General features: G+C 36.7%; 9 protein-coding genes and 1 riboswitch. Of the genes, 6 read left to right on the forward strand and 3 right to left on the reverse strand.

What is annotated here, in order from left to right; all coding sequences use genetic code 11:
* The first annotated feature begins 288 nt into the window (after positions 1–288).
* The gene (locus tag CPHY_RS07110) at positions 289–1,479 is read left to right on the forward strand and encodes a DUF2812 domain-containing protein (protein ID WP_012199390.1); all 1,191 of its coding nucleotides are present in this window, start codon (positions 289–291) and stop codon (positions 1,477–1,479) included.
* A 341-nt stretch (positions 1,480–1,820) separates the two neighbouring features.
* On the opposite strand, the gene CPHY_RS07115 is transcribed toward CPHY_RS07110, so the two are convergent.
* Both CPHY_RS07115 and CPHY_RS07120 read right to left on the reverse strand, forming a co-directional pair.
* Entirely contained in the window at positions 1,821–5,087 is a 3,267-nt protein-coding gene (locus CPHY_RS07115) for an ABC transporter permease (protein ID WP_198301339.1), read from the reverse strand.
* Entirely contained in the window at positions 5,087–5,791 is a 705-nt protein-coding gene (locus CPHY_RS07120; protein WP_012199392.1) for an ABC transporter ATP-binding protein, read from the reverse strand. Before CPHY_RS07120 ends, CPHY_RS07115 begins: the two co-directional genes overlap by 1 nt.
* A 207-nt stretch (positions 5,792–5,998) precedes the next feature.
* Between CPHY_RS07120 and CPHY_RS07125 the strand changes: the two genes are divergently transcribed.
* Positions 5,999–6,619 (forward strand): TetR/AcrR family transcriptional regulator, encoded by a 621-nt coding sequence (locus tag CPHY_RS07125; protein WP_012199393.1) that lies wholly within the window; start codon positions 5,999–6,001, stop codon positions 6,617–6,619.
* Between the two features lie 323 nt (positions 6,620–6,942).
* Positions 6,943–7,464, forward strand: coding sequence for a dihydrofolate reductase family protein (locus CPHY_RS07130; RefSeq protein WP_012199394.1), 522 nt, complete (start codon positions 6,943–6,945; stop codon positions 7,462–7,464).
* Positions 7,465–7,531: 67 nt separating this feature from the next.
* Here the strand turns inward: CPHY_RS07130 and CPHY_RS07135 are convergent, their stop codons facing one another.
* Positions 7,532–9,400 carry a heavy metal translocating P-type ATPase gene (locus CPHY_RS07135; RefSeq protein WP_012199395.1) on the reverse strand — a complete coding sequence of 623 codons (1,869 nt, stop codon included), beginning with the start codon at positions 9,398–9,400 and terminating at the stop codon, positions 7,532–7,534.
* Between the two features lie 126 nt (positions 9,401–9,526).
* Here CPHY_RS07135 and CPHY_RS07140 point away from each other — a divergent pair, with 126 nt between their 5' ends.
* The 3 genes from CPHY_RS07140 to CPHY_RS07150 all read left to right on the forward strand — a co-directional run bounded on the left by CPHY_RS07140 (position 9,527) and on the right by CPHY_RS07150 (position 12,472).
* Positions 9,527–10,111: a TetR/AcrR family transcriptional regulator gene (locus CPHY_RS07140; RefSeq protein WP_242657972.1), complete on the forward strand. Its 585-nt coding sequence runs from the start codon at positions 9,527–9,529 to the stop codon at positions 10,109–10,111.
* A gap of 306 nt (positions 10,112–10,417) precedes the next feature.
* A riboswitch (cobalamin riboswitch) is annotated at positions 10,418–10,622 on the forward strand.
* Between the two features lie 146 nt (positions 10,623–10,768).
* Positions 10,769–11,992, forward strand: a complete 1,224-nt coding sequence (gene hemA, locus CPHY_RS07145; RefSeq protein ID WP_041703324.1) for a glutamyl-tRNA reductase — start codon at positions 10,769–10,771, stop codon at positions 11,990–11,992.
* A gap of 12 nt (positions 11,993–12,004) precedes the next feature.
* Positions 12,005–12,472 (forward strand): precorrin-2 dehydrogenase/sirohydrochlorin ferrochelatase family protein, encoded by a 468-nt coding sequence (locus CPHY_RS07150; protein WP_012199398.1) that lies wholly within the window; start codon positions 12,005–12,007, stop codon positions 12,470–12,472.
* Positions 12,473–12,475 lie beyond the last annotated feature (3 nt).

A 12,475-nucleotide genomic window follows, 5' to 3' on the forward strand; every position in this document is an offset into this window, starting at 1 on the left:
GCAGTAAATTCATGAAATAAAAGGTCGTGAGACCGTTCATTTTCAAACTATTTGAGAATGAGCGGTCTCTTTTGTTATCGAGAAATTGATTAAAGAAAGGATGTAGTTGTAGTCATTTCAAACATCTATGTGATAGAGCAACGGGAAAAATTGACTATAAGTATAAAATATGTAATAATTTACATAAGTTTTTCTATAACAAGTTTTTCTATAAAGCTTTATTCAATTTCAAAGCTATGTTTTTAGTGATATATTGAAAAAGCATATTACATAAGGAAGGAGAAAATAATGAGTAAGGTAGTCAGAAGATTTATACTGGATGACATCTGGAGACTGGGTAGAACTGAATCATGGTTCTCTGATATGGCTATGAAGGGATTACATCTACGGAGAATTGGACTTATGTTCGCTACCTTTGAGAAGGGGGAGGAAAAAAAGACAAAGTATAGAATTGGCATTATAAGTCCTAGAATAACTAAAGATCAACTTGAAATATACAAAGAATCCGGTTGGCAGCTTGTTACTAGATTAAAAGAGTTTTATATCTTTTCATCGCCGGAAGATGAGAATTGTCAGGAGCTTTATACAGATCCTATAGAACAGAGTAACACTATGGTAGTATTGGTCAAGCGAATGCGAAATCATGTAATTGCGATGTTGATTTTAATGGTGCTCTTTTTAGGAATGGTATTTTTGATGTTATCTCTTCAGCGTACACCAACACTTGCTATGATAGAGGGATCAATGGTTCAGTATCTGTGGTTTACATTCGTTGAGATTTATGCTTCTTATACTGTTATTCGAAATTTCATAGTTTTACGCAGGCTTAAAAAATCTCTTTCAGAGGGAAGGCCCATCAATCACCGGGAAAGCTGGCGAAAGCCTCGTTTGATTAATAGCTTTATAAGCATATTCCTTATACTTACAACTTTCCTGATTGCTTGTGTACCAGTCGCTCAAATTATCAGTAGAAAAACCTATAATTTACCAGAAACACCAGTTGATCTTCCTGTGATTCGACTTTCGGAAATTGAACAGAACCCTGATCTTGAGCGTCAGGTAGGATATAGTTTGCGTGATGTGGACAGGGAAAACCGGGTTGACTATGATTGGGCGCTTCTATCTCCGGTAAAGTTCGAGATATATGAGCATGGTATTGTGAGAAACATAAAGTGGAATGATAATAGCGGTTCTTATTCACCAAGCATTGGAACACATTATTACCGACTGATTTTTTCATCAATGGCCATAGGCTTGGTACACGACCTTATGGATCGTTATGTCGATGACTTCGATCCGAATGTGATGGTTCAAGAGGTGGAACATACATATTTTGATAAGCTATTTGTGGCTGAAAGTGGCATCAGGAAGCAATTCTTTGCCTGTTCCGGAAATGAAGTCATCTATTTAAATTATTATGGTAATGAGCAGGCTGAGGATATTATTATGTTGTTACCGAAAGCGTTCATGAAGCAATAATTAAATGAAATTGGCTTATATCAGTATCTAAATGAAATAGGCTTATACCAGTATCTTTATATCTACTCAAGACTTGTGGAGTCGGCAGCTACCCAAATGATAACACAAAACCCCGCAATCCTATAAAAAAGGACTGCGGGGTTTTGTGTTTGTTGATTAGTATAAATGTTATAAAATCTGTGTCTAAATTTACTTCTAAATTTAAGCTAAGTTGAAATAGGCGGGCGATTTTATTATATATTATGAAAAAATAATTACCTGTGTGTTATATTCTTAGAAACAGCTCCTCATTAACAAAGTGAGAATATATCAGAGAAATATCAATTAAATTACAATCCCCCCTATTCCACCGATTTTAATGACTCTGCCATATTAATCCTGTTAATTTTTCTTATCAGTATCACATTAACAATTAAGGTCAGCCCTATGGTAACAATCAGTGCGTAAAGATAGCTGATAGGAAATATTTGAATATTAAAGGATATTGATTCAATCTTAATTTGATCCATGACGAAACGGTGGAGTAAGATGCCTGCTGGAAGTCCGAACATGGTACTGATAAGGGTTATCACTATATTTTCCCTGAAAACATAACTATAGGTTTCCTTCGGATAAAATCCTAGTACTTTAATTGTTGCAATCTCTCGGTTTCGTTCCGTGATGTTGATATTGCTCAAGTTATACATAACCACGAAGGATAGGGCACAGGCGCAGGCGATTACCAGCCAGACGATATAGTTAAGACTGTTCATCATATTTGTAACGCGGTTTTTGGTATCGGCGGTAACAACTACGCTGGAGGCTCCATGATCCTTCATGAGCTTGGCAGATATATTATAAATATCGGTAGAATCTGTAGTGGCAAAGGCAGTCTTATAAGCGCATTCCTCTCCAAAGACCTTCTCGTAGGTGGCTTCGCTCATGAACATATAGTTATGAGCATAATTTTTAAAGATACCTCCGATGACAACTGTATAGGTTTTTATGTTATCTAGGGTTATGGTCATGGAATCACCGATTTTCAGATTTTCGGTTTCTGCAAGACGGTCATTTATGGCTACATAACCGTCTTCCGGGAAAGGAACTGTCTTGCCGTTAAGGCGAAGCCCGATAACATTTGTAATATCAGGGTCATCACTTGCTACGACATTTACCTTCTGGTTTCTACTTGTACCTGTGACTTCATAGGTATCAAAAGAGATAAAGACACATTCTGAGAGCATATCGGAGGTACTTTCTCTAAAGTCTGTCATTTCCTCTTTTGATTGAGCCTCTAAAAAGGAAATGGTGTAATCGAAGAGCATTATGGAACCAAACTGATCATCGGCTATTTTACTGATGGAATCATTTAAACCTAAGCCGGCTAGTAGTAGTGCTGTACAGCCTCCGGTGCCTAGTATCATCATAAATAAACGTTTTTTATAACGTAAGATATTACGGATGGATACCTTGTGTAGGAAGCTAAGAGCCTGCCATAATACCGGGATTCGTTCCAGAAAGATTCGTTTGCCCACTTTGGGAGACTTTGGTCTCATTAATTCTGCAGGCATCTGTGATAGTTCTGTTCGGCAAGCAGCATACGTTGCACCAACGGAACAAAGAAGGGAAACCATCAATGTAAGAAGGGCTAAACCGCCGTTGAATACATATTTAATCTCCGCAATATTATAAAGCATCTTGTAGGCCTGCCATATAGCATAAGGAAATAGTCTGATCCCGGCAAAATAACCTAGGATACAGCCAAGAACAGCTGCACTTCCAGAATAGGAGATGTATTTCCATGCGATGGAGCGGTTTGAATATCCTAAGGCTTTCAGGGTTCCTATCTGGGTACGGTGCTCATCCACCATTCTTGTCATGGTAGTACTGCAGACTAGAGCGGCAACGAGAAAGAAGAAGATAGGGAATATCTTTGCAATACCTTCTACAACAGAGGAATCATTTTCAAAACTTGCATAGCTGATGTTTTTCGTTCTATCCAGCACATAGGTGGATGGTTTATCCAGTGAGGCTACCTCTGCTTTGGCATCGCTTATTTTATCCTTTGCCTCAGCCAGCTTTTTTTCTCCCTCCGTCAAAGCACTATCTGTATCTTCTTTACCATCCTTATATTTCTGTAAGGCTTCGGAATACGCTTTTTTAGCTTGGTCAAGTGCTACTTTTCCGTCTGCTATCTGCTTTTTAGAGTTAACAAGAGTTTCTTTTGCAGTAGAAAGTTGAGTTTTAGCTAAAGTAAGTTCTTTTTCTGACTTCTTAAATTCACTGTCCGCAGTTTTTTTAGAAGTATCCAGAGTATCCTGTGCTACCTTTATCTGTTTTAGGGTTTCACTTAATGTCTGATACTGATTTATTACACCCAAACCTTCTTCTACCTGTTTAAGCTGGTTAGCATAAGTCTGATAATCCGTACTGTTTGGGTCTGAAATCTGTGATAGAGCGGCTTTTAAGGAATCTTCCGATTCTTTTAAAGTACTGTATTGATTAAGTACACCGCTTTTTTCAATCTCTTCCATGCCAGTAGTTACTTTAGAGCGGTTCGCTGTAATTTCCTGCTGTTTTTCGTTTAATGTATTTTGTATTTCACATTTTTTCGTATCGAAATCTTTCTTTGAGTTATTATAAGCGGTAAGGGAGGAGTTATATTCCTTTTCTTTAATCGCCAATGTACGCTCACTATCAGCTAATTTCTTTTCATTGCTGTTTATCTCAGTTTTGGCGTCTTCTAACCTCTTTTTTGAATCACTTAACGAATCTTTTGCTTCCTTTTTTTCGTCAAGGTATTCCGAAGATGATGCGTCATAATCACTTTGAGCCTCTGCTATTTTTTTGTTGGCTTCTGTTATGATATCCTGATAGCGTAAATCAGCGCGGTAATCAATGGCATCCTTTAAAGGTTGTTCCATAGCAGATACCGTATCCTCGTAATCTTTACTAAAGATCTGGCTTTGGTTATTGTCTAAAGTTACATAAATTTCACTATAATAATCAAATTGAAAACCGCCTTCTGGAATATATAAAAAGGCATTGATGGAACCGCCGGCTAGTTTTGTGGTACCGCGGTCACTGAGGTACATATAGTTCACAGAGTTGCATAAGCCAACGATGGTATAATCCTGATAGATAAAACCATTTTTAACATCTTCTTCATTTTTGGCAGATACGGTGATTGTTTTTCCAAGGTCATCTTCTTTAAAATAAATAGAATCTACAACACACTCATTATCAGCTTCAGGAAGCCTGCCTTTTACTAGGGTTATCTGATTTAAATCATCTGTTATGGAGTGGGCTTTTAATACAACATCGTCTTTATCATTAAAATCTGTAATAAAATCCACATTGACTGCACCCGCTGCTACATTAACCCCCTCAAGATTGCTGATATAATGGATGTCCTCAGCGGTAAAACCCAGAGTTGAGAGTAGCCGGTAATCATACATATTGGATTCTTTAACATAAGTTTCACCCGTATGAAGCATCGCTTGTTTGGTTATCTTAAGCCCAGAAAAAAATCCCACTCCAAGAGCGATAATGACCAGAAGAGCAATATAACGACCCAAGGTGTGCCGTATTTCCCGGCGGTTGTTTTTGTTCCATGCTGAATTTTTCATTACCATTCAATCTCCCCTACAGGTATTACATTTTCATTTTTACGGACTGATGAGACCGTACCATTCTTAATATGAATTACCCGGTCAGCCATAGCTGTTAATGCGGAGTTATGAGTAATTATAATAACGGTCATTCCGTTTTTGCGACTCTGATCCTGTAATAATTGCAAAATTTGTTTACCCGTATTATAATCCAGTGCACCAGTAGGCTCATCACATAATAAAAGTTTTGGGTTCTTTGCTAGGGCGCGGGCAATGGAAACACGCTGCTGTTCTCCACCCGATAACTGGGAAGGAAAGTTATTGAGACGCTCTGAAAGACCTACACTAGTAAGAATCTCTGCAGCAGGAATTGGATTCTTAATCATCTGGGAAGCTATCTCAACGTTTTCAAGAGCGGTCAGATTTGGTATCAGATTATAGAACTGGAATACGAAACCAATATCTTCTCTTCGGTAACTTATAAGACCTCGTTTGCTCAGGGATGAAATCTCTGTTTCACCAAGAAACACTTTACCGGTGGTAAGGGTATCCATCCCACCCAGAATGTTCAGTAGAGTAGTCTTACCTGCACCTGACTGGCCTACAATAATACATATTTCTCCTTTATCTACTTCAAAGCTAGTATCATGCAGAGCGTTAACCTTAACATCCCCTGAGTGATACGTTTTTCCGACATTTTCAAATCGTACAAAAGAATTCATGCTACCTCCTAAATCCAGGATAAATGTTTGACAACAAGTATAAGTTGATGGTCACTATTTATCCTACTAAAGTTAGACAAGTGTTGAAAAATAAACTGCAATTTAGTATAATATAGGAAGTGAAAGAAATCAATGAACAGTATAAAACGGGATGTGTATTTTTCAACATAAATGAAAAATCTATTGAAAATATAAGGTAAAATATCTATGAATAAAAGTGGAAATGATAACAGAAGTGTTCGGAATACCAAGAAAAAATTATTAACTGGATTATTAAGCCTCATGCATCAGAAAGCAATATCTGGTATAACAGTACGTGAGTTAACGGAGCTTGTGGATGTTAACCGAGGAACTTTTTATTTTCATTATGCAGATATATATGACATGATCAGTAAGGTGCAGGAGGAATTCTTTCAAAAATTCAATGAAATCATTGACCAGATGATAATACAAACGCCGGTAAAGTGTAACCCTCCTGAAGTTCTTGTAAGTATTTTTTCTATCTGTGCCGAAAACCGGGAATTTTGCGAGATTATGCTGGGACCCAACGGGGATGCTGCTTTTTTAGACCGTATTACGAATATTGTGGATGAGAAAATCTCAGACTTATGGAAAAGCGTAGGAGCACATATGACTCCGGAGGAGTATGAATACTTTAATGCCTTTCTTATCAACGGCTATATCGGATTTCTTCAAAAGTGGTTGATAACCGGTTGTAAGCAGTCACCAGAGGAAATGGCAGTATTTGCAGCTAATGTTCTTATTCCGACCATAAAGAACTCCCTTGAATTCAGTGGATTAATGAAGAATTACAATCATTTGAATTAAAGGACAGATAGATTTATATTTTGGAGTAATTTGAAGCAGCTACCATTATTGGTTTTGTAAAAAATAGGTACTGCATTTATTGGAAGCAATGGGTCTTGAAGCGATTGAGACATGTTCGGGTGCAATGCCTGGAAATGAATTGTTTAAGGTGACAGTATATTGTATGCAGCAGAAAAACCGCTAAGAAGGATTATCGCTCTCATACGTTTAAAGCTAAACAGTTGAGAGCGATTGGTAGAACGATTGGTAGAACGATTGGTAGAGCGGTTGATAGAACGATTATGTAAAAAGTACTTGAAAGAATATATAAAGGAGAAGATGCAATGAGTGGGAAAATTATTATGAACTTAGCCATCAGCATTGACGGATATATTGCTGATGAAAACGGCGGCTATGATTGGATCGTGGGACAAGGCGATACCTCTATTGATACAGCCGAAAAAAGTGATTTTATGGAGTTTCTTGCGGGCGTTGATATCGTTGTTATGGGTAAAAAATGCTATGATCAGGGTTTTGCTAAAGAATATCCAACAAAAACGGTATATGTAGCTACAAATGAAGTAAAAGATGATGAGGGCAATATCCATTTTATTAGTGGCGATATTGTAAGCAAATTTCAAAATGAAAAAAACAGCGGGAAAAATATATATCTGTTTGGGGGTGGTGGCTTGATAGATCACTTTGTCAAGGCTAATGCTATTGACGAATATATTGTGGGAATCATTCCAACGATACTTGGGAAAGGCCGTCCACTATTTTTAGGAAACAATCCAACAATACAGCTTCATCTTGATAAATACACCGTTAGCGATGGAGTTACTGTGTTACATTACTCAAGACGATAAAAGAAAAGTGGCTTAATGGAGTAAAAATTTGAAGAACATCACAATAAGGCAAAAGGGTCTGAAATATTCAAAATTTTCGGTCATAGAGGAGAGCTGCATTTAATACTACAAGAACAGATCCAACATTATGAACCAAAGCTCCTGAAATAGGGTTTAACAAACCTAAAACAGACAGAACAATCGCAATAGCATTGATACACATAGAAGCAGTTATATTACCCTTTATTGTACGGATTGTGGAAGTGGAAAGTCTTTTTATGTATGGGATTTTGGCAATATCATCGCCCATTATTGCAATATCAGCTGCTTCTATTGCAATATCACTTCCAATGCTTCCCATGGCAATACTGACATTAGCCATTTTTAACGCCGGAGCATCATTTATTCCATCTCCTACCATGCAGACAATTTTGTTTTCTTGTTTTTGGAGTTTTTCTATGCTTTCAACTTTCTCGGTAGGAAGAAGCTCTGAATAGATGTTTGTAATACCTATCTGAGCTGCTACATACTCGGCTGTAAGCTGATTGTCTCCAGTTAGTAAAACCACATCGGTATTCATGGAATGAAGTTTGTCTATCACATCTTTCGCAGTTTCCTTGATTGTATCTGACAGTGCGATGATACCAATGACGGTATGTTCTTCTGCTAAGATGAGGGAAGCTTTGCCTTGATTTCTTAAGCAATCAAGTTTCTCTAAGATGTGATTTTCAATGGATATTTTATGATCTGAAAGGAATGTTGTGTTCCCACAGTAAATCATTTTTCCTGATGAAAGCCCCATTACGCCTTGTCCTGGAATCATCATAAAGTCAGATATTTCAGTAAGTAAAAGATTTTGACTTTTTGCAAATTTTACAATTGCTTTTCCAAGAGGATGTTCAGAGTAAGATTCTATGGAAGCTCCTTTTAAAAGTACTGAACTTTCAGTCTCAGAATCAATGAAAGGTATAATGTCAGAAACTTGTAAATTGCCATAGGTGAGTGTTCCGGTTTTGTCAAATGTTATACAATTGACCATTCCCATACGTTCCAGTGCCTCACCGGATTTTATTAAGACACCGTGTTTTGTTGCCTGACCAATGGCAGCCATAATGGAGGTTGGTGTGGCAAGCGCCAGTGCACATGGACAGAATACAACAAGGACAGTTACAGTTCTTACAATATCTTTTGTGATGATATATGCAACGATCGCAATAAGAAGAGCGATGGGAACAAGCCAGGTAGCCCATTTATCAACAATTTTCTGCATGGGAGCTTTTTTGTTCTCTGCTTCTTTGACAAGTAAAATCATTTTTTGCAAGGACGAATCTTTTCCAACTTGGACAGCTTTTATATCAATGGTTCCAAAACAGTTCATTGTTCCACAGAAAACAGTATCATTTGTAGATTTATCAACAGGAAGGGATTCACCGGTAATGACAGATTGATCGACAGAGCTATTCCCATTCATGATGATTCCATCAATAGGAATTGCCTCCCCAGGTAAGATGCGAAGCAAATCATTTATCTGTATTTGTTCAGTAGGTATCATTTCTTCATAGTACCCGTTCCCATTTGTAATCAGCTTTCTGCCTTGTGTTGGGATGAGTGACACAAGGTTACCGATTCCCTTTTTTGCTCTGGCTACGGTCATATCCTCAAGTATAGCTCCGATGGCCATGATAAATGCAACTTCACCAGCAGCAAATAACTCACCAATGAAAATGGAAGCAATCATGGCAATAGAAATCAAAAGGGCAGAGGAAATCCATTTTTGGAATATGAGCCTTGTGAAAGCGAGATATAATAACGGTAAACCCGAAATGAAAACCGTAATCCATGCAGGGTCAATTGGAAGTTTTTTATTGGTGATCATCAGAATGAAAGAAATAATTAGAAATATGCCAGAGAAAACAGTTAATTTGGTTCCTGCTAAAAAGTTAGTGAATTTTTTCATTTTGTTATTCCTCGCTATTCTTACTATAATATAGTACACTTTATTTGATAACTAACATTCTGTTCTACTATTATTATATTTTACCGTATTGTATTATCAACAATCAAAAATGGTAGATTGTAAGTTATGAAACAAATTATTGTTTTTGTACGGAAAGGAACTGGTATGGATAGAAGGATACAGAAAACAAGAGATTCGATATTTACGGCATTTAGCAGATTACTTTCAATGAAAAAATATTCACAGATAACGGTTCAGGATATTATAGATGAGGCCAATATTGGGAGAAGCACATTTTATGCCCATTTTGAGACAAAAGATCAATTGTTGGATGAATTGTGTCGGGATATTTTTGATCATATTTTTGCTAAAGATTTATCTTCAGAACAGCATCATGATTTTTCGGGGAACAAGGACTTTGAAGCGAAGATTACTCATATTTTATATCATTTGAAAGAAAGTAAGCATGACATGAAGTCAATTCTAACTTATGAAAGTGCTGATATCTTTTGGAGTTATTTTAAGAGGTATTTTGAAAAGCTATTTGCAGACTTTATAGATAGTGAAAGATATCATAATGTACCAGAGGAGTTTCTGTTGAACCATATGGCGGGCAGCTTTGTTGAGCTGGTAAAGTGGTGGATGAAAAAAGATATGAAGCCAGAACCAGAAGTTGTAGCATCCTATTTCATAGAAGTAATAAAGAAGTGAAAAAGAAGTGAAAAAGAAGTGAAAAAGAAGTGAAAAAGAAGTGAAAAAGAAGTGAAAAAGAAGTCATGAAAAGGAATCTATGAAAAAGAAGTAATTCTGTTAAAGAAGAGAAAATATAAGTTAATAGTAAAATAACCTAGCCGAACGATAGCATTCGTATGAATTGGTTGTGTTTTGGAATTCAAAGATTCTGTCCTATGCAGAATCTTTTTTTGATGAAATGGAGAGATTATTCAAACTTTTGGAAGAGATGACGAGATTTGTTATCATTGACATATAAAAGTTATAATGATACTATTTTAAAATAACAATTTAGATCTTTAAGGTGCTTGGTGTCATGCCGTTAGGTATTGAAGTCCAAGATAATAGGGAAATGGGTGAAAATCCCATACGGTCTCGCCGCTGTGAAGGAAGAATCATATCTTGAATATCACTGTGTAAAATTACATGGGAAGATGAGATATGGTGTTGACGCCTGAGTCAGAAGACCTGCCTTAAGATAGTTTTTACACTTATTTACGAATGATGATTAGGTGTAATTGGGATAGCACCATGGGGAAGCTATCTCCTTTTACGCCTTTTACAATTTATGTAAAAGGCTTTTTTTTGTTTGCACAGTATTGTCGAACTATTATTTAAATATTTGGAGGAAGTAAAGTGAGTATCCGCATGTTGGGAATTGATCATAATAAAGCATCTATCGAGGAACGAGAAATATTTTCGTTTACGAAAAAAATGGCAGCGGATGTTTTACTTAATATAAAAGAAATAGAAGGAATCAATGGTTGTATTATTTTATCAACCTGTAATCGAATGGAAGTGTGGGTTAGCTGCTTTGAAGAATTTGAAACTTCTATTTATGAAATTTTATGTTCAATAAAAAAGGTTGACGACAATCGATATAGACATTGTTTTATTGAACGTGGTGGGTATGACGCCATAGAGCATTTGTTTTATATGACCTGTGGCTTAAAGTCAAAAATCATTGGAGAAGACCAGATTCTGACACAGGTAAGAGAGGCATTGGAGCTCAGTAGAGAGAACTACTGTACCGACAGTGTTTTAGAAACACTGTTTCGTTTCGCCATTACTTCGGCAAAGCAGGTCAAGACACAGATACATTTATCTGTAGTGAATTCTTCTGTCATTCATCATGTGGTTCATGAGCTTAAATTATCTAATTATCTCTTTAAGGGAAAGAAATGCCTGGTTATTGGCAATGGTGAAATGGGGAAATTAGCAGCGACAAAGCTAGAAGAGGAAGGTTCCGATGTTACTGTAACAGTCAGACAATATCGAAGTGGTATCATTGAAATACCAGTTGGATGCAATAGAATCAATTACGGAGACCGACTTGAACATATCGTGGAATACGACTTTGTTATAAGTGCTACTTCAAGTCCTAATATGACAATTCATTTGGAGCAGTTAAGTAATCTGGAGTTTAAGAAACCAGTATTATTTATTGATTTGGCTGTTCCAAGGGATATCGATCCAAGGATTACGGAACTAAAAAATATAACGTTGTACGATATTGATCATTTCAAAGTGGAAACTGTATCTGATGAAATGAAAACACAGCTTCGTCAAATCGATGAGATACTAAAAACTAAGATGGATGAGTTTATATCCTGGTATGAGTGCAGGGGCATCATCAAGGTTGTACAGACGTTAAGTGAAAATGCAGCGATCGATGTGGGGCTAAGAATTGATAAAACGATGAAAAAAATAGAAATGGACAGTAACGATAAAGAATTATTAGCAGCAACAGTACATTCTGCAACGAATAAAGTTGTCAGTAAGTTGATGTTTGGGTTAAGAGATCATGTAAGTGCTGCTACATTTCAGGAATGTATGGTAGCACTAAAAAATATATATTAGGAGAAAAGAGTCATGTCTGAGGATGCAGCTGCATATTTTCCATTATTCGTTGATTTGAATAAGAAAGAGATAGTGGTATTTGGTGGAGGGAAGATTGCTACACGAAGGATTTTATCTTTATTGGATTTTGGAGCCGATATTACAGTAGTTTCTCCAGCATGTACCAAGGAGATTTCGGAGCTGTCAGCTCAAAATAAGCTTGTTTTGGAACAAAGATGCTATATGGTAGGTGAAATTAAGATGCCCTATATGGTACTGGCAGCAACCAATGATCCTATAGTCAATGACATGATACATAGAGAGTGTAAAGAAAAAGGGATTCTTATAAATGTAGCTTCGGATCAGACAAAATCTGATTTCTTTTTTCCAGGACTTGCTGTCCAGAAACCCATAGTAATTGGTGTTACAGCAAGTGGTAAGGATCATAAAAAGGTAAAAGTAATTACCCAGAAAATAAGAGATATGCTAAAAGGTGAGTGATGA

This window comes from Lachnoclostridium phytofermentans ISDg, assembly GCF_000018685.1.
Taxonomy (GTDB): domain Bacteria; phylum Bacillota; class Clostridia; order Lachnospirales; family Lachnospiraceae; genus Lachnoclostridium; species Lachnoclostridium phytofermentans.

What these genes read in the sequence shown, in the direction of transcription:
- CPHY_RS07150 (WP_012199398.1), top strand. Translation starts at nt 12,005, where the DNA reads ATGTCTGAGGATGCAGCTGCATATTTTCCATTATTCGTTGATTTGAAT.
- CPHY_RS07125 (WP_012199393.1), top strand. Translation starts at nt 5,999, where the DNA reads ATGAATAAAAGTGGAAATGATAACAGAAGTGTTCGGAATACCAAGAAA.
- CPHY_RS07135 (WP_012199395.1), bottom strand. Translation starts at nt 9,400, where the DNA reads ATGAAAAAATTCACTAACTTTTTAGCAGGAACCAAATTAACTGTTTTC.
- CPHY_RS07110 (WP_012199390.1), top strand. Translation starts at nt 289, where the DNA reads ATGAGTAAGGTAGTCAGAAGATTTATACTGGATGACATCTGGAGACTG.
- CPHY_RS07130 (WP_012199394.1), top strand. Translation starts at nt 6,943, where the DNA reads ATGAGTGGGAAAATTATTATGAACTTAGCCATCAGCATTGACGGATAT.
- CPHY_RS07115 (WP_198301339.1), bottom strand. Translation starts at nt 5,087, where the DNA reads ATGAAAAATTCAGCATGGAACAAAAACAACCGCCGGGAAATACGGCAC.
- CPHY_RS07140 (WP_242657972.1), top strand. Translation starts at nt 9,527, where the DNA reads ATGAAACAAATTATTGTTTTTGTACGGAAAGGAACTGGTATGGATAGA.
- CPHY_RS07120 (WP_012199392.1), bottom strand. Translation starts at nt 5,791, where the DNA reads ATGAATTCTTTTGTACGATTTGAAAATGTCGGAAAAACGTATCACTCA.